At 62.9% G+C, this 16,686-nt stretch carries 15 protein-coding genes and 1 pseudogene; 14 read left to right on the top strand and 2 right to left on the bottom strand.

All coding sequences use genetic code 11. The features are described 5' to 3' along the window. Positions 1-109 precede the first annotated feature (109 nt). The 9 genes and pseudogenes from X727_RS158405 to X727_RS158440 all read left to right on the top strand — a co-directional run bounded on the left by X727_RS158405 (position 110) and on the right by X727_RS158440 (position 8,472). A complete protein-coding gene (locus X727_RS158405) occupies positions 110-910 on the top strand; it encodes a ScpA family protein (protein WP_023667690.1) in 801 nt (266 codons plus the stop codon). After that, positions 907-1,685: pseudogene (gene scpB, locus X727_RS01000000164440) on the top strand (SMC-Scp complex subunit ScpB). The gene X727_RS158405 and the pseudogene scpB overlap by 4 nt, the downstream one beginning before the upstream one ends. A gap of 180 nt (positions 1,686-1,865) precedes the next feature. Then, positions 1,866-2,087, top strand: a complete 222-nt coding sequence (locus X727_RS158410) for a twin-arginine translocase TatA/TatE family subunit (protein WP_023681650.1) — start codon at positions 1,866-1,868, stop codon at positions 2,085-2,087. Between the two features lie 86 nt (positions 2,088-2,173). Beyond that, positions 2,174-2,914 carry a Sec-independent protein translocase protein TatB gene (gene tatB / locus X727_RS158415; RefSeq protein ID WP_023691107.1) on the top strand — a complete coding sequence of 247 codons (741 nt, stop codon included), beginning with the start codon at positions 2,174-2,176 and terminating at the stop codon, positions 2,912-2,914. Continuing rightward, on the top strand, positions 2,911-3,786 hold the full coding sequence (tatC, locus tag X727_RS158420; protein ID WP_023667686.1) for a twin-arginine translocase subunit TatC: 876 nt from the start codon (positions 2,911-2,913) through the stop codon (positions 3,784-3,786). The genes tatB and tatC overlap by 4 nt, the downstream gene beginning before the upstream one ends. A 116-nt stretch (positions 3,787-3,902) precedes the next feature. Beyond that, on the top strand, positions 3,903-5,207 hold the full coding sequence (serS, locus tag X727_RS158425) for a serine--tRNA ligase (protein ID WP_023706002.1): 1,305 nt from the start codon (positions 3,903-3,905) through the stop codon (positions 5,205-5,207). Continuing rightward, the gene (surE, locus tag X727_RS158430) at positions 5,207-5,968 is read left to right on the top strand and encodes a 5'/3'-nucleotidase SurE (RefSeq protein ID WP_023710683.1); all 762 of its coding nucleotides are present in this window, start codon (positions 5,207-5,209) and stop codon (positions 5,966-5,968) included. The genes serS and surE overlap by 1 nt, the downstream gene beginning before the upstream one ends. Before the next feature lie 26 nt (positions 5,969-5,994). Continuing rightward, positions 5,995-6,648 carry a protein-L-isoaspartate(D-aspartate) O-methyltransferase gene (locus X727_RS158435; protein ID WP_023667683.1) on the top strand — a complete coding sequence of 218 codons (654 nt, stop codon included), beginning with the start codon at positions 5,995-5,997 and terminating at the stop codon, positions 6,646-6,648. Positions 6,649-6,972: 324 nt separating this feature from the next. Next, positions 6,973-8,472 (top strand): peptidoglycan DD-metalloendopeptidase family protein, encoded by a 1,500-nt coding sequence (locus X727_RS158440; RefSeq protein ID WP_023833790.1) that lies wholly within the window; start codon positions 6,973-6,975, stop codon positions 8,470-8,472. Between the two features lie 100 nt (positions 8,473-8,572). Here the strand turns inward: X727_RS158440 and X727_RS158445 are convergent, their stop codons facing one another. Beyond that, positions 8,573-9,448, bottom strand: a complete 876-nt coding sequence (locus X727_RS158445) for an ATP-binding protein (protein ID WP_023688224.1) — start codon at positions 9,446-9,448, stop codon at positions 8,573-8,575. A 271-nt stretch (positions 9,449-9,719) separates the two neighbouring features. Here X727_RS158445 and yajC point away from each other — a divergent pair, with 271 nt between their 5' ends. The 5 genes from yajC (at position 9,720) to X727_RS158470 (ending at position 15,123) form a co-directional block, all read left to right on the top strand. Continuing rightward, positions 9,720-10,067 carry a preprotein translocase subunit YajC gene (yajC, locus tag X727_RS158450; protein ID WP_023667680.1) on the top strand — a complete coding sequence of 116 codons (348 nt, stop codon included), beginning with the start codon at positions 9,720-9,722 and terminating at the stop codon, positions 10,065-10,067. 54 nt (positions 10,068-10,121) lie between these two features. Next, positions 10,122-11,105 carry a hypothetical protein gene (locus X727_RS158455; RefSeq protein ID WP_023833789.1) on the top strand — a complete coding sequence of 328 codons (984 nt, stop codon included), beginning with the start codon at positions 10,122-10,124 and terminating at the stop codon, positions 11,103-11,105. 217 nt (positions 11,106-11,322) lie between these two features. Then, positions 11,323-13,875: a protein translocase subunit SecDF gene (gene secDF / locus X727_RS158460; protein ID WP_023833788.1), complete on the top strand. Its 2,553-nt coding sequence runs from the start codon at positions 11,323-11,325 to the stop codon at positions 13,873-13,875. Between the two features lie 11 nt (positions 13,876-13,886). Next, positions 13,887-14,276: an Mth938-like domain-containing protein gene (locus tag X727_RS158465; protein ID WP_023688226.1), complete on the top strand. Its 390-nt coding sequence runs from the start codon at positions 13,887-13,889 to the stop codon at positions 14,274-14,276. Between the two features lies 1 nt (position 14,277). Continuing rightward, positions 14,278-15,123: a phytoene/squalene synthase family protein gene (locus tag X727_RS158470; protein WP_031203992.1), complete on the top strand. Its 846-nt coding sequence runs from the start codon at positions 14,278-14,280 to the stop codon at positions 15,121-15,123. Positions 15,124-15,159: 36 nt separating this feature from the next. Here the strand turns inward: X727_RS158470 and trmFO are convergent, their stop codons facing one another. Further along, complete coding sequence (trmFO, locus tag X727_RS158475) at positions 15,160-16,572, bottom strand: methylenetetrahydrofolate--tRNA-(uracil(54)-C(5))-methyltransferase (FADH(2)-oxidizing) TrmFO (protein ID WP_023833786.1); 1,413 nt, start codon at positions 16,570-16,572, stop codon at positions 15,160-15,162. Positions 16,573-16,686 lie beyond the last annotated feature (114 nt).

The following is a 16,686-nucleotide window of genomic DNA, read 5'->3' as shown; positions in this document are numbered from 1 at the left end:
GCATGATGTCGTCCGAAAACCGCTTCACACTTTTCGGCATCATGCTCTAACCAGAGGTAAAGGAACAGTGGCGGAGACATTGGACAGCAAGGCTGCGAAGGCCGCACCGATGGACCGTCTGTGGGCCGAGAACGACGATTCACGGGTCACCGGCGACCCGTCGCTTGTCGTCGACGTCGCCGGGTTCGAAGGTCCGCTCGACCTCTTGCTGCATCTCGCCCGCAACCAAAAGGTCGATCTGTCGCGGATTTCCATCTTGGCGTTGGTCGAGCAGTATCTGACCTTCGTCGAGACGGCGAGGGCGCTAAGGCTTGAGCTTGCCGCCGACTACCTGGTGATGGCGGCGTGGCTGGCCTTCCTCAAGTCGAAGCTCCTCATCCCCAAGCAGCCCGGCGAGGAAGGCGAAAGCGGCGAGGAACTGGCCGCGGTGCTGCAGTTCCGGCTGAAGCGTCTGGAGGCCATGCGCGACGCCTCGGCAAGGCTGGTCAACCGCAACCGGCTCGGCCGCGACGTGTTTGCACGCGGCATGCCTGAAATGGTCATCGTCGAGAAGCGTAACGCCTATTCGGCCTCGCTCTACGATTTGCTCACCGCCTATGCGCAGCAGCGCCAGAAACAGGCGATCACCAATGTGACAATTGCCCGGCGTGGCGTGTGGTCGCTCAAGGATGCGCGCGATATCCTGACCCGGCTGATCGGCTCGCTGCGCGACTGGACGGCGCTGGACAGCTATCTGATCAATTACCTGACCAGCCCGGACGAACGGCGTACCGCGATTGCCAGCTCGTTCGCGGCGTCGCTGGAACTGGTGCGCGAAGGCAGCATCGAGATGCGACAGGACCAGGTGTTCGCGCCGCTCTATCTGCGCGGCCGCGCGCAACCAATCAAGGCAGTCGAGGTGGCATCATGAGCGAACGCGCCAACGCTTCGGTCATTCCGTTCAAGGTCGAAGAAGAGACCGAGGAGGGCATTATCGCCCAGGACCCGACTGATACCCTGCTTCTGAATCCTGGCGAACGGCTGCATATGGCCGAAGCCATACGCATGGCCGAGGCGATCGTGNGGCGATCGTGTTCGCCAGCGCCGAGCCGGTCAGCGAAAAGCAGCTCGCAGCCAGATTGCCCGATGGCATCAGCATTGCCGCTGCCATGGCTGAGCTGCAGCAGATCTATGCGCGGCGCGGCGTCAATCTGGTTCGGGTCGGCGATGCCTGGGCTTTCCGTACCGCCGGCGATCTCGCCTTCCTGATGAGCCGCGACACGGTGCAGCAGCGCAAGCTGTCGCGCGCCGCGCTCGAAGTGCTGGCGATCATCGCCTACCACCAGCCGGTGACGCGCGCCGAGATCGAGGACATCAGAGGCGTCGAGACCTCGAAGGGCACGCTGGATACGCTGCTCGAAACGGAATGGGTGCGCATGCGCGGCCGCCGCCGCACGCCCGGCCGTCCCGTCACCTACGGCACGACAGACACTTTCCTCGACCATTTCGCACTGGAGGAGATCCGCGATCTTCCTGGGATGGACGAACTGAAGGGGGCAGGGCTGCTCTCCGGCCGCATGCCGTCGAATTTCGCCATCCCGTTGCCGCCGGCCGATCCGGACGCGCTGACCGAGGACGAGGATGCGTTGACCGACATCGATCTCGAGGAACTCGGCCTGCTGACGCCGCGCGTCACGGAAGATTGACCGCAAGCCGCTGTCAAAAAGCTGCATTGCTGCGGTAGATGCGCCGATTGGTAGCGGGCAGCTTTGCCGAAAATGCGTGACATAAGCCGCGCCTTCATAAACTTTGTCGCTGTTGTGTTTGAATCCCAACGCGAAAACGCATAGATCATCGCCAGGGAAAACATTCGAGAGAGAGTTACAATGGGTTCATTTTCGATTTGGCACTGGATGATCGTGCTGGTGATCGTGCTGCTGGTGTTCGGCCGCGGCAAGATACCCGAGCTGATGGGCGACATGGCCAAGGGCATCAAGAGCTTCAAGAAGGGCATGGCCGACGACGATACCGCCGAAGACAAGCGCACCGTCGAGCACCGCCCGGACGAGACCGTTTCGGCAGTGAAGGAAAAGGCCAGCAAGAGCTGAGCCGAAGGTTGTTGCTTTTGTGCAAGTCGTTGTCCCAAAACCGCTTCGCACTGTTGGGCGACAAGCACTAGTCGGAACTGATTGCCATGTTTGAAGTCGGCTGGACCGAAATGCTGGTGATCGCGATCGTCATGATCGTGGTCGTCGGACCCAAGGATTTGCCCAATATGCTGCGCACCTTCGGCCGCACGACGGCGAAGCTGCGTGCCATGGCCTCCGACTTCCAGAAGCAGTTCAACGAGGCGTTGAAGGAAGCCGAGCTCGACGACGTCAAGAAGTCTGTCGATACGCTGCGCGGCCTCAATCCGGCGGCCGAAATCCGCAAGCAGCTCAATCCGTTCGAACAGGCGGCAGCCGAGGTTCGCTCCGGCGTCGATGCGGTGATGAAGCCGAAGCCCGCCGTCGACCCCTCAACGCCCGCGGCAGAAACACCACAGCCGGCCGAGCCGCTCAAGAACGGCGCGACGGTGATGCCGGGTGTCAACGGACCGGAAACAGCGCCGGCGGCGCCGATCCTTCCGGCGATGACCGATCAGGCGGTGGTGACACCGGCTGCAGCAACAGCAGCGCCACGAAACGCGCGCGCCAAGGGGGCTGCGATATCAAAGGCCCCGGCAACCAAAACAGCGGCAGCCAAGGCAGCACCGGCAAAGCCGGCGCCTGCGGCGAAGGTTGCGGCCAAGCCGTCAGCGGCGCCCGCCAAGGCTGCACCTGGAAAAGCCGCCACCAAGCCCGCTGCTGCACCGAAGGCAGTCGCAAAGGCTGAGCCGAAGCCTGCGCCGGCCACGAAGCCCGCGTCCAAGAAGACGGCGGGGGCCGCCAAGTGAGCATTACGGACAGCGAAAAGGACGAGATCGAGAAGTCGTCGGCTCCGCTGATGGAGCATCTGATCGAACTGCGCCGGCGGCTGATCTGGTCGATCGGCGGTTTCTTCGTCGCCTTCCTCGTCTGCTTCTTCTTTGCCAAGAAGCTGTTCAATCTTTTGGTCGTTCCGTTCAAGTGGGCCACGCAGTGGGCCGGGCTCGATCCGCACAAGGTCGAGCTGATCTATACGGCGCCGCAGGAATTCTTCTTCACCCAGGTCAAGCTCGCCATGTTCGGCGGCATGGTCATCGCCTTTCCGCTGATCGCCACGCAGATCTACAAATTCATCGCGCCAGGCCTCTACAAGAACGAACGCAACGCCTTCCTGCCGTTCCTTATCGCATCGCCGATCCTGTTCCTGATGGGAGCGTCGCTGGTCTATTTCTTCTTCACGCCGATGGTGATGTGGTTCTTCCTCGCCATGCAGCAGGCCGGCACCGACGACCAGGTGCAGATTTCGCTGCTGCCGAAAGTGTCGGAATATCTCAGCCTGATCATGACGCTGATCTTCTCCTTCGGCCTGGTGTTCCAGCTGCCGGTGGTGACCAGCCTGATGACGCGCGTCGGCATGCTGTCGTCGAAGGCGCTGGCCGAGAAGCGCAAATGGGCGATCGTCATCGCCTTCGTCGTCGCGGCGGTGCTGACGCCGCCTGATCCGATGAGCCAGATCGGTTTGGCCATCCCGACCATCCTGCTCTACGAGGTGTCGATCTGGGCGGCCCGGCTGATCGAGCGCGATCAGGTCAAGCAGAAGCTGGCGCGCGAGAAGCAGGAAGCCGCCGAAGCCGTGGCCGAAAAGGCGGCGGACGCGTCCTCAAAGCAGGCTCGTTCATAGGCTGTCGCGTTCGGGTATCCGCGTTAGCGGAAAAACGCGACAGCCGCTGACCCTCATCTTGCATCGATGAAGGATGCGGTTTACCCCCTCAGCCTTATTCTGAGGACGAACCAACCATGCTTGATATCAAATGGATTCGCGACAACCCGAAGGCCCTTGTCGAGGCGCTGGCCAAGCGCTCGTGGTCGGCTGACGAGGCGCAGTCCACGGTCGATGAGCTGATCAAGAAGGACGAAGCGCGGCGCGAGCACGTCACCGAGCTGCAGACCAAGCAGGAACGCCGCAACGCCGCCTCGAAGGAGATCGGCAACGCCATGCGTTCGGGCGACACGGCACTTGCCGAAAAGCTCAAGGCCGAAGTCGGCGATATCAAGACCTTCATCCAGAATGGCGAGGCGCGCGAGCGCGAGCTCGACAAGACGCTGAACGATGCGCTGGCGGTGCTGCCGAATGTGCCGCTCGACGACGTGCCGGTCGGCAAGGACGAGCACGACAATGTCGTCAAGCATATCGTCGGCGAGGTGCCGACTCGGCCGAACTGGGTGAAGGAGCATTTCGAGATCGGCGAAGCGCTCGGCATGATGGATTTCGAGCGGGCGGCAAAGCTGTCGGGATCACGCTTCACCGTGCTGAAGAGCGGGCTGGCGCGGATGGAGCGCGCCATCGGCCAGTTCATGCTCGATCTGCACACGACCGAGCATGGCTATGAAGAAGTCATCCCGCCACTGATGGTGCGCGACGAAGTGCTTTTCGGGACCAACCAGCTGCCGAAATTCGAGGACGACCTGTTCTTCGTGCAGCATGGCGATGGCCGGCTCGGGTTGATTCCAACCGCCGAGGTCCCGCTCACCAACCTGGTGCGCGAAGAAATCACGGCCCATGAAAAGCTGCCGCTGCGCTATACGGCGCTGACGCCGTGCTTCCGCTCGGAAGCGGGCTCCGCCGGCCGCGACACGCGCGGCATGTTGCGCCAGCACCAGTTCTACAAGGTCGAGCTGGTCTCGGTCACCGACCAGGAGTCTTCGCTCGCCGAGCACGAGCGGATGACGCAGTGCGCCGAAGAGGTGCTGAAGCGACTGGAGCTGCCGTTCCGCACCATGGTCCTGTGCACGGGCGACATGGGGTTTGGCGCGCGCAAGACCTACGACATCGAGGTCTGGCTGCCTGGACAGAACGCCTATCGCGAGATCTCGTCCTGTTCAGTGTGCGGCGACTTCCAGGCCAGGCGCATGGATGCCCGCTACAAGGACAGGGACGGCAACGGCAACCGCTTTGTGCACACGCTGAACGGTTCGGGCACCGCTGTCGGCCGTGCGCTGATTGCCGTCATCGAAAACTACCAGAATGAGGATGGCAGCGTAACCATTCCTGAAGTGCTGCGGCCTTATATGGGCGGTCTGGCGAAGATCGAATCGAAGTAATGCGCATCCTTCTGACCAATGATGACGGCATTCATGCCGAGGGCCTGGCGTCGCTCGAACGCATCGCCCGCACGCTGTCGGACGATGTCTGGGTCGTGGCGCCGGAGCAGGACCAGTCCGGCTACGCGCACTCGCTGTCGATCTCGGAGCCGCTCCGGCTGCGCAAGATCGGCGAGAAACACTACGCCGTGCGCGGCACGCCGACCGACTGCGTCATCATGGGCGTCAAGAAGATCCTGCCTGGCGCGCCGGACCTGATCCTGTCCGGTGTCAATTCCGGCGCCAACATCGCTGACGACGTCACCTATTCCGGCACCGTCGCCGGCGCCATGGAAGGCGCGCTGCTCGGCATCCGCTCGATCGCACTCAGCCAGGGTTATTCCTATGTCGGCGAGGACCGCGTCGTTCCCTATGAGACCACCGAGGCGCTGGCGCCGGCGTTGCTGAAAAAGCTCGTCGCCATGCCGCTGCCGGACGGCGTGCTGCTCAACGTCAACTTTCCCAACTGCCTCCCTGACGAGGTTGCCGGCACCGTCGTGACGTCGCAGGGCAAGCTGGTGCACAGCCTTTGGGTCGACGAGCGCCGCGACGGGCGCGGCCTGCCTTATTACTGGCTGCGCTTCGGCCGCGAGCCGGTCGAGGGCAAGCAGGGCACCGATCTCCATGCTCTGCGCAACCGGCTCGTGTCTGTGACGCCGCTGCAGCTTGACCTCACCGCGCATGAAATCCGTGACCAACTGACCAAGGCGCTGTCTGAATAAGGTGTTCGCATGAAGAAGGTTCTGGCATGAACTTGCCGCTCGACGATCGCGAGGGTTTTGCCGCTTTCCTGCTGCGCCTGCGCGGCCAAGGCGCGGTGCCGAAGGCGCTGATCGCAGCCTTCGAGGCGACGCCGCGGCGCGGCTTCCTCAACGGCCAGTTCCATTCCATCGCCTGGTCGGACGGCATGCTGCCGATCGAATGCGGCGAGGCGATCGAGGGCGCCGATCTGCAGGCGGCGGTGATTGCGGCCCTGGCAATAGAGCCCGGCAACCGGGTGCTGGAGATCGGCACCGGCTCGGGCTACACGGCAGCGGTGATGTCGCGGCTCGCGGCGCGCATCGTCAGCGTCGACCGCTACAAAACGCTGGCCGAGCAGGCCAGGCAACGCTTCGAGGCGCTCGGCATCGGCAATGTCATCGTGCGCCAGGCCGACGGTTCCAACGGGCTTGCCAACGAGGCGCCGTTCGACCGCATCGTAGCCTGGGCGGCTTTCGACAGCCTGCCGCGCTTCCTGCTCGACCAATTGTCGAGCGGCGGCATCGTCATTGCCCCGATCGGGCCGGAGGAGGGCGAGCAGGTGCTGGCCAAGCTGACCAAGGTCGGCAGCCGCTTCGAGCGCGAGGATATCGGCACCGTGCGCCTGCAGCCGATCCTGCGCAGCGTCGCGGCGGTTATTTAGGTGCGCTGATATTCATGTGAGGCCGGCCTGCAAATGGCAGGTTCCTGCGCTTCCGGTGCTCACATGTTTGAGTACGCTCCGCTCCGGCCTTCGCCGGTCGAAGCCGTCATAAATGCCTCCGCTCTATGAAGGCTACGGCCGGCGTAGGCCGGTTCTCAGAACCTGTCATTTTCGACTCGGCCTGACCTGAATCTCAACGCACCTTCGGCGCGTTCGAAAATGTTTTAAGAAAATTTGCGTCTGATTCTATGGGGTTAACCCGCCAGTAACATTAACGCGCTTTAATCATGACCAGTGTGTACCGGGTCTGTGCGGGTTAGTGCGATGCAATTCAGTGTTTTGAAGGCAAACGGGCGTACTCTGTTGCGGGGCTGCGCTGTCCTCATGCTAGCCGGAGTGGCGGCGGGGTGTAGCTCCCAAGTCTCGCGGTTCAATGGTGTCGACGACGTCTTCACCTCCTCGACCAACAATCAGCGCGCCATCATCGACAAGCAGAGCACCGCTCAGCCCTATCCGGGCGATGTGGCGGCCGAGCCGATCGCTGCGGCACCTGTCGATGGCAGCCATAACCAGTCGGTCAGCCGCTCCAGCCTGGAGCCGGTCACCGTCCAGCAGCTGCCGCCGCCGAGCGCGCCCAAAGCTGCTCCGATGCGTACCGCTTCCGCGCCGGCGCTTGCACCGGCACCGCATGTCGACAGAACGACTACCGGCACCGTCCAGCCGGCGAGGCCGTTCAAGAATGCCGGTGACTCCGATCCGAAACCAGTTGCGGCTGGTACGCCGCATGCGACCGAGATCGTGGTCAGCGACGGCGAGACCATTTCCGGCATCGCTCATCGCTATCATGTGCCCGCCGACGTGATCATGAAGGTCAACGGCTTGAGCGCCACCAAGGGGCTGAAGACCGGTCAGAAACTGGTCATCCCGGCCTATGCCTATTCAAGCAAGGGGACAGAGCCGAAACTTGCCGACGGCAAGCCGGCAAACAGCCCCAAGGCGCCGGCGCCGGAAAAGGTCGCCGTGCTGCCGCAGCAGCCGAAACTCAAGGACGGCAAGTCCGCCGCGCAGGTTGACGCTTCGGCAGCGAACAAGCCGAAGACCGACAAGCCGGCGCAGACGGCCTCGGCCGCGCCAAAGGCCGGCGCGGGCACCTACACGGTCCAGTCAGGCGACACCATGTCCTCCATCGCCAGGAAGACCGGCGTTGGCGTCGTGGTGCTGAAGCAGGCGAACGGCATGCAGGACGGCCTGCTCAAGATCGGCCAGACGCTGAAGGTTCCGGCAGGTGGCACCGCAACGGTCGCCAGCGCCAAGCCGGCCAAAGTTGATCCGGTGACGACCGCGACCACCCAACCGGCGGCAAAGCCGACGGAGACACTCGCCACCTACACGCCGCCGAAGAAGGACGCCAAGGTTATCCAGCAGGCCGAGGACGACGATGCTGTTGCGCCCGATGCCACCGGCATCGGCAAGATGCGTTGGCCGGTGCGTGGCCGCGTCATCTCCAATTTTGGTGGCGGCAAGGATGGTGTCGACATCGCCGTGCCTGAGGGGACGCCGGTCAAGGCGGCCGAAAACGGCGTGGTCATCTATGCCGGCGACGGCCTCAAGGAATTCGGCAATACGGTTCTGGTGCGCCACGAAAACGGGCTGGTCACCGTCTATGGTCACGCCAGGTCGATCGAGGTGCAGCGCGGCCAGAAGGTCAAGCGCGGCCAGGAAATCGCGCTGTCGGGCATGAGCGGGACCACCGACTCGCCGAAACTGCACTTCGAAGTGCGCAAGAACTCGGCCCCGGTCGACCCCTCTGGCTATCTCGAATAGAACAATAAACGTTTTGCAGGCCGTCTGACCTCCAGTCCGGCCCGCCGGCTCAGCCCGCTCCGCAAGGGGCGGGCTTTTTCAGTGACCTGACGGAAATCAATCAGTCGTTCAGCGGCTTGCCGAGCCGGCCGGCCAGATCCTGGGTGAACTGCCAGGCGACGCGGCCCGAGCGGCTGCCGCGCGTCGTTGCCCATTCCAGCGCCTCGGCGCGCAGCTGCTCCGGGTCGATAGTGAGCCCGTGATGGCTGGCATAGCTGTTGACCATGTCGAGATATTCGTCCTGCGAACATTTGTGGAAGCCGAGCCACAGGCCGAAACGGTCGGACAGCGAAACCTTTTCCTCGACCGCCTCGGACGGGTTGATGGCGGTCGAGCGCTCATTGTCGATCATGTCGCGCGGCAACAGGTGCCGGCGGTTCGACGTGGCGTAGAAGATGACATTGGCCGGGCGGCCCTCGACGCCGCCTTCAAGGGCTGCCTTCAGCGACTTGTAGGAGGTGTCGTCATGGTCGAAGGAGAGGTCGTCGCAAAACAGGATGAAGCGAAACGGCGCCGCCTTCAGCAGGCCCATCAGCCTGGGCAGCGTGTCGATATCCTCGCGATGGATCTCGATCAGCTTGAGCGGCAGGTCGGATTTGGCCTGGGCGTTGATCTGCGCATGCACGGCCTTGACCAGCGAGGATTTGCCCATGCCGCGCGCACCCCACAACAACACATTGTTGGCGGCATGGCCGGCGGCGAAGCGTTCCGTGTTTTCGACCAGAATGTCGCGCACGCGGTCGACGCCGCGGATCAGGCCGATGTCGACGCGGTTGACCTTGCGCACCGGCTCGAGATAGCCGGGGTCGGCCTGCCAGACGAAGCAATCGGCAACCGCAAGATCGGTTTGCGGCACCGGCGGCGGGGCGAGGCGGGTGACCGCCTCGATCAGGCGGTCGAGCTTTTGGTTCAGGGCCTCGATGGTGCTGTCGGTCATGTCTCGTCTTTTATGTTTCCGCACGAACGTGCGTAGGGGCCGAAATCGTCTTGATCCGGGCGAGATAGAAACTGGTTCCAAGCTTTTGTTTGGGCATGATCTTTTGCGAAAACCACGCCCGTATTCCGGGAGCATGCTCTAACACGGGTCAACCGGCCGGAAAAGCAGCTGAAAGCCCGGCCGCGCAGTTGCATTGGTAACTTTACCCACTATATTCCGGCCAAATTTGGCGAGGCCGCCCTACGGCCTTCTTCGTAACCAGGAGTTCTTGATGTTCGTCACACCGGCATACGCCCAAGCTACCGGAACTCCGCTTGGTCCGTTCGGGGATATCGGCATGATACTCCCGTTCGTTCTGATCTTCGTGATCATGTATTTCCTCATCATCCGGCCGCAGCGCGCCCAGTTGAAGAAGCGCCAGGAGATGATCTCGGCCGTGCGCCGTGGCGACACGGTCATCACCGGCGGCGGCTTCGTCGGCAAGGTGACCAAGGTGATCGACGACAATGAGCTTGAGATCGACCTTGGCGGCGGCACCAAGGTGACGGCGCTGCGCTCGACGATCGCCGATGTTCGGGTCAAGGGCGAGCCGGTGGCCAACCAGAACGCCAAGAAGTAAGCCAGTTTCCCAAGCGGAGCGATCCGCGGGCAGAGCTCTGACAAAAGACGGCGTATGGTCCATTTTTCGCGCCTGAAAATGATCCTGATCTGGCTTGCTATGGCCACAATGCTCGTCGACGCGCCTGCCGGCGCGGACGTGCTGCTTCGATTGGACGCGACCGATGTGATCGATCGCCGGTTGGAGGCGACGCGTGACGAAATCAGGACGCTGCTGCGCGATGCAAGGATCGGCTATACTGGTCTTGCTAAGTCGGGTCGGGCCGTTCAGGTGCATATCACCGACGCCGCTCAGGTCGGCGCGGCCAAGATGGCATTGGAGGCGGTGACTGATCCTGTCCTTGGCAGCGCTGGTCCGGTCCAGGAAGTGATCCTGGATGATACCGGAGCAGCGTTGCTCAAGTTCACGGTAACAGACACAGGTATCAAGTATCGGATGTCGATCGCGCTTGCGCAGTCGATCGTGGTCATTAAGAATCGCCTGCGTGATCTTGGTGTAGCCGACCCAGTAGTGCGGCCAGAGGGCGAAGACGGTATGCTGGTCCGGACCTCGGGCGTTGCGGATTTGCAAAGGCTGAGGAGAATTCTCACCCGAACCGGAATGCTGACTTTTCAGTGGGTTGATGAGTCGATGCCGGTCGCTGATGCGATCAATGGCCGGACGCCCGCTGGCTCGGTGGTGGTTTATTCGAAGGACGATCCACCGGTTCCCTATCTGGTTGAGAGCCGAACGATCGTTTCCAGTGACGACATTGTCAATGCTCAGGCGACTCCCAACTCCGTCACAAATGAGCCGGCGGTTTCGTTCACCTTCGATTCCAGGGCAACGGCACGCGTTGCGCAGGCGACCTCGCAGAATGTCGGCAAGCTATTTGCGATGATCCTCGACAACCAAGTGCTTTCGGTGCCAGTCGTCCGCGAGCCAATTCTTAACGGCCGCGGCCAGATATCGGGCAACCTTACAAAGGAGAACGCCGATGATCTGGCCTTGCTTTTGCGTTCCGGACCGATGCCTGCACAATTGAAAATAGTCGAGTAGCGCACGATAGCGCCCGGCGGTGATCAGAATTAGAATGGAACCGACAGAGGCGATTGACGCCGAAACCGCTGCCGGCGGCAGCGCCAAATTGACCTCAGCGCGCTCGACAATCGGCGAAGTGCGGGTTAAGGGCGAGCCGGTGGCAAATAAGAACGCCAAGAAATAACCGAATTGTCGGCGGAACGATCCGCCAGTACGCCCTGACGGACAACGCCATATGCTGTATTTTTCGCGCCTGAAGATGATCCTGATCTGGATCGCCGTGGCCGTCACATTCATCCTTGCCGCGCCAAATCTCTTCCCGGCCAGCACATTGGCGCAATTGCCCAACTGGGTGCCGAAGCGGCAGATGACGCTTGGTCTCGATCTGCAGGGCGGTTCGCACATCCTCTTGCAGATGGACCAGAACGACCTGGTCAAGGCGCAGCTGGAAACGACGCGCGACGAGATCCGCACGCTGCTGCGCGATGCCAAGGTGGGCTATACCGGCCTTGGCGGCACCGGCAGGACCGTACAAGTGCGCATCACCGATCCAACCCAGATCGATGCCGCCAAGGCGGCGCTTAAGCCGCTGACCGATCCGGTCGCCGCCGGCCTGTTCACCGGTGGCTCCATCCAGGAGATGTCCCTGGATGATTCCGAAGCCGGGCTGCTCAAATTCACCGTCACCGACGCCGGCATCAAATACCGCACCTCGGCCGCATTGGCGCAGTCGATCGAAGTCGTCGAGCGTCGCGTCAACGAACTCGGCACCACCGAGCCGATCGTGCAGCGGCAGGGCGACGACCGTGTACTCGTCCAGGTGCCGGGCCTGCAGGATCCGCAAAGGCTGAAGGAGATCATCGGCCAGACCGCCAAGATGACCTTCCAGATGGTCGATACCTCGATGTCGGTGCAGGATGCGCTGAACGGCCGCCCGCCGGCAGGCTCCTCGGTGCTTTATTCGCAGGACGATCCGCCGGTTCCGTATCTGGTGGAAAATCGCGTCATCGTGTCCGGTGAAGATCTTGCCAAGGCGACGGCAACCTATGATTCCCGAAACAACGAGCCGGTGGTTTCGTTCGTCTTCAACTCGCGCGGTGCGACACGATTCGGCCAGGCGACGCAGCAGAATGTCGGCAAGCCGTTCGCCATCATCCTCGACAATCAGGTGATTTCGGCGCCGGTGATCCGCGAACCGATCCTCGGCGGCAGCGGCCAGATCTCAGGCAATTTCACCGCCGAAAGCGCCAACGACCTCGCCGTGCTGCTGCGCGCCGGCGCGCTGCCGGCAAAGCTGACCGTGATCGAAGAACGCACCGTCGGCCCGGGCCTCGGCCAGGATTCGATCCATGCCGGCAAGGTCGCCGGCATCATCGGCTCCATTCTCGTCGTCGCCTTCATGTTCGTCGCCTACGGACTTCTCGGCTTCCTCGCCAACATTGCGCTCGCCGTGCACGTGGCGATGATCGTCGGGGTCTTGTCGCTGCTTGGCGCGACACTGACCTTGCCCGGCATTGCCGGTATCGTGCTGACCATCGGCATGGCGGTCGATTCCAACGTGCTGATCTATGAGCGTATCCGAGAGGAGCGACGGGCCGGCCGTTCGGTCATCCAGTCGATCGACACAGGCTTCGCCAAGGCGTTGGCGACCATCGTGGATTCCAACGTGACGTCGCTGATTGCCACGGTCGTGCTGTTCTATCTCGGCACCGGACCGGTCAAGGGCTTCGCCATCACCTATGCCATCGGCATTTTGACCACGGTGTTCACCGCCTTCACCTTCACCCGTCTGCTGGTGTCGATCTGGCTGCGCCGTGCGCGTCCGAAGGAATTGCCGCGTGCGCCGGTGACCTTCGTTCCGGCCGGCACGAAAATCCCGTTCATGGGCATCCGCCGCTGGACGTTCGCACTGTCCAGCCTGCTGTCGATCGCGTCGGTTATCGGATTCCTGACCATCGACATCAACTACGGCATCGACTTCAAGGGCGGCTCGATCATCGAGGTGCAGTCCAAGCAAGGCGACGCCGATATTGGCGATATCAGAAGCCGGCTGTCGGAGCTCAATATCGGTGAAGTGCAGGTCCAGCAATTCGGCGCGCCGAATGACGTGCTGATCCGCGTTGGCACCCAGGATGGCGGTGAGAACGCCGAGCAGACCGTCATCGACAAGGTGCGCGGCGAGCTGCAGGACAATTACGATTTCCGCCGCGTCGAGGTGGTGGGTCCCACCGTTTCGGGCGAACTGGCCAAGCAAGGCACGATTGCGATGATCATCGCGCTGATCGGCATCCTGGTCTATGTCTGGTTCCGCTTCGAATGGCAGTTCGCGGTCGGCGCAATCGTGGCGACGGTGCACGATGTGGTGATGACGCTGGGCTTCTTCGTCATCACCGGGCTCGAGTTCAACCAGTCTTCGCTGGCGGCGATCCTGACCATTATCGGCTATTCGCTCAACGACACGATCGTCGTCTATGACCGTGTTCGAGAAGATTTGCGAAAATACAAACGAATGCCGCTCCCACAATTGTTGAACAACGCCATCAACGAGACGCTGTCGAGAACGACGCTGACTTCGGTGACGACCATCCTGGCGCTGCTGGCGCTCGTGTTGTTCGGCGGCGAGGTGATCCGCTCGTTCACCATGGCGATGCTGTTCGGCGTCGTCTTCGGCACCTATTCGTCGATCTTCATCGCAGCGCCCTTGCTGATCCTGTTCAGGCTCAGGCCGCAGGGAGCGAGCGCCGATGAGGAGAAGCCGGTTGGTGGCGGCAAGGCCATGGCGACCTGACGGCTGCGCTGGTGGCAAAAGGCATCGTCATCCGCGAGGCGCATTTCCCCGGACGGGCGCCGATCGAAGCCTACGGCAATGGCGGCTTCCGCTTCGCCGACATGTCGCATCGCGGCTCGCTTCTTTGCCTGCCCTCCGGCATCCATGGCTGGGAGCCGGCCGATCCGCTGGCCCTGACGGCGGCGGATTTCGACCTGCTGCTGGCTGAGGCCGGCAAGGTCGAGATCCTGCTGGTCGGTACAGGCAAGGATTTGCGGCCCTTGCCGACAGCACTTCGGGCGGCGCTGAAAGCGGCTGGCATTGGCTCCGACCCGATGTCTACGGGGGCAGCGGTGCGGACCTACAATGTTCTGCTTGCCGAAGACCGCGCCGTGGCCGCGGCGCTCATCGCCGTCGACTGACGTGACCGATACAGCTGACATCGTCATGGAGACGGTGCGCGCCGGCGACCATGACCGCTATGTCAGCGCACTCTATGCACCGGCCAATAAGCGCGCGGCGCTGTTTTCGCTTTACGCCTTCAATGCCGAGATTGCGTCTGTCCGAGACCGCATCCACGAGGCATTGCCGGGCGAAGTGAGGCTGCAATGGTGGCGCGATGTCATCGCTGCTGAAGCCGCAGCCACAGGCAACCCGCTCGCCGATGCGCTGAAGGCGACGATTTCTGCCCATGGCCTGCCCAAAACCGCCTTCGACAACATGCTCGAGGCCCGCATCTTCGACCTCTATGACGATCCGATGCCGTCGCGCACCGATCTCGAGGGATATTGCGGCGAGACGGCGGCCGCGCTGATCCAGCTGGCGGCGATGGTGCTCGATCCCAATCAGGCGCCGCGCTTTGCCGAACTGGCGGGCAGGGCCGGCTGCGCCCAGGCGATGACCGGCCTGTTGCTGCTGTTGCCGCTGCATCGCCGGCGCGGGCAATGCTTCGTGCCGGCGGATATCCTTGCCGCGGTAGGCTCATCGCCGGAAGAGTTCGTCGGCGGCGACGGCGGCCCCGGCGCTCAGCGCGCGGTGGCTGCGATGATTGCATTGGCGCAGGAGCATCTCCGCGCTTTCGAGCAAGGGGCGTCCGCACTTCCGGAAACGCTGCGTCCGGCGTTCCTGCCGCTGGCGCTGACCAGCGCCTATCTCGGCAAGATGGCGAGTGGTCGTCGCTCGCCGCTTGGCGGCGCAGCCCGGCTTTCGGCTCTGCGTCGGCATTGGCTGTTGCTCAGGCGCGCAACGCGGGGATGGACAGCGAGTTGACGTAAACGTCAATCGCGTTAGGACTCTGAGACTTGGCTATTCAGCAGCTTCCGCTGTTTGCGCCGGCAGCCCTAGCCACTCCCGACAATCTGCCCGCGCGCGTGAGGTGATCGCGTGGCGCTTGGCCACCGTCTTGTCCTTGCCGCGCAGGCGTTTGCCTTCGGTCTTCGGTGCTTCCACCGGCGGGAACAGGCCGAAATTGACGTTCATCGGCTGGAACGAGCGTTTGCCCGGCTCGTCGTCGGAGACGATGTGGCCGCCGGTGATGTGGTTGAGCAGCGCGCCGAAGGCGGTGGTGAGCGGTGGCAGCGACGGGGTGTGGCCGAGCCGCTCGGCGGCGGCGAAGCGGCCGGCGAGCAGGCCGATCGCCGCGCTCTCGACATAGCCCTCGCAGCCGGTGATCTGCCCGGCAAAGCGCAGGCCCGGCCGCGACTTCAGCTGCAGCGAGGCGTCGAGCAAGGTCGGCGAGTTGATGTAGGTGTTGCGGTGCAGGCCGCCGAGACGGGCGAACTCGGCGTTTTCCAGACCCGGAATGGTGCGGAACACGAGCACCTGCTCGGCATGCTTCAGCTTCGTCTGGAAACCGACCATGTTGTAGAGCGTGCCCAGCGCATTGTCCTGGCGCAGCTGCACCACGGCATAGGCTTTTACCGTCGGATTGTGGACATTGGTCAGCCCCATCGGCTTCATCGGCCCGTAGCGCAGCGTCTCGACGCCGCGCTCGGCCATGATCTCGATCGGCAGGCAGCCGTCGAAATAGGGCGTGCCTTCCCACTGCTTGAATTCGGTCTTCTGGCCGTCGACCAGCGCCTGTACGAAGGCGAGATACTGGTCCTTGTCCATCGGGCAATTGATGTAGTCCTTGCCGGTGCCGCCGGGCCCAACCTTGTCATAGCGCGACTGGAACCAGCAGGTGTCCATGTCGATCGTGTCGAAATGGATGATCGGGGCAATCGCGTCGAAGAAGGCCAGCGCATCGGCGCCGGTTGCCTCGGCAATCGACTGGGCGAGCGACGGCGCGGTCAGCGGTCCCGTGGCGATGATCGCCTGGTCCCACTCCGCCGGCGGCAGGCCCGGCACTTCCTCGCGCTCGATGGTGATCAGCGGGTGCGCTTCGAGCCTTTTCGTCACCGCGTCGGAGAAGCCGTCGCGATCGACGGCCAGCGCGCCGCCGGCCGGCACCTGGTTGGCGTCGCCGGCACTCATGATCAGCGAGCCGGCCAGCCGCATTTCGGCATGCAGCAGGCCGACGGCGTTGTTCTCGGCATCGTCGGAGCGGAAGGAATTGGAACAGACAAGTTCGGCAAGCCCATCGGTCTTGTGCGCATCGGTGCCGCGCACCGGGCGCATCTCATGCAAAATGACGGGAACACCGGCTTGTGCTGCCTGCCATGCGGCTTCGGAGCCGGCGAGGCCGCCGCCGACGATGTGGATAGGATTTTTGCTCATGAGCGCCGGAATAATCGCTTGGCGCGCCGTTTGCAATTGGCCGGTGCGAGCGTGGGTCATTGTCGTGCAACGACGGAGCTCGACTTTCTTATGTCCGCGGCGACGCTCTGATGG

Source organism: Mesorhizobium sp. L103C105A0 (assembly GCF_000502215.1).
Classification (GTDB): Bacteria; Pseudomonadota; Alphaproteobacteria; order Rhizobiales; family Rhizobiaceae; genus Mesorhizobium.
Note: the sequence above shows the minus strand (reverse complement) of the source record. Positions and strands in the feature narration are given on the sequence as shown.

Excerpts from the sequence above, each read along its gene's own strand:
- X727_RS158405 (WP_023667690.1), top strand. The coding sequence starts at position 110 with ATGGACCGTCTGTGGGCCGAGAACGACGATTCACGGGTCACCGGCGAC.
- X727_RS158410 (WP_023681650.1), top strand. The coding sequence starts at position 1,866 with ATGGGTTCATTTTCGATTTGGCACTGGATGATCGTGCTGGTGATCGTG.
- tatB (WP_023691107.1), top strand. The coding sequence starts at position 2,174 with ATGTTTGAAGTCGGCTGGACCGAAATGCTGGTGATCGCGATCGTCATG.
- serS (WP_023706002.1), top strand. The coding sequence starts at position 3,903 with ATGCTTGATATCAAATGGATTCGCGACAACCCGAAGGCCCTTGTCGAG.
- surE (WP_023710683.1), top strand. The coding sequence starts at position 5,207 with ATGCGCATCCTTCTGACCAATGATGACGGCATTCATGCCGAGGGCCTG.
- X727_RS158435 (WP_023667683.1), top strand. The coding sequence starts at position 5,995 with ATGAACTTGCCGCTCGACGATCGCGAGGGTTTTGCCGCTTTCCTGCTG.
- X727_RS158440 (WP_023833790.1), top strand. The coding sequence starts at position 6,973 with ATGCAATTCAGTGTTTTGAAGGCAAACGGGCGTACTCTGTTGCGGGGC.
- X727_RS158445 (WP_023688224.1), bottom strand. The coding sequence starts at position 9,448 with ATGACCGACAGCACCATCGAGGCCCTGAACCAAAAGCTCGACCGCCTG.
- yajC (WP_023667680.1), top strand. The coding sequence starts at position 9,720 with ATGTTCGTCACACCGGCATACGCCCAAGCTACCGGAACTCCGCTTGGT.
- X727_RS158455 (WP_023833789.1), top strand. The coding sequence starts at position 10,122 with ATGGTCCATTTTTCGCGCCTGAAAATGATCCTGATCTGGCTTGCTATG.
- secDF (WP_023833788.1), top strand. The coding sequence starts at position 11,323 with ATGCTGTATTTTTCGCGCCTGAAGATGATCCTGATCTGGATCGCCGTG.
- trmFO (WP_023833786.1), bottom strand. The coding sequence starts at position 16,572 with ATGAGCAAAAATCCTATCCACATCGTCGGCGGCGGCCTCGCCGGCTCC.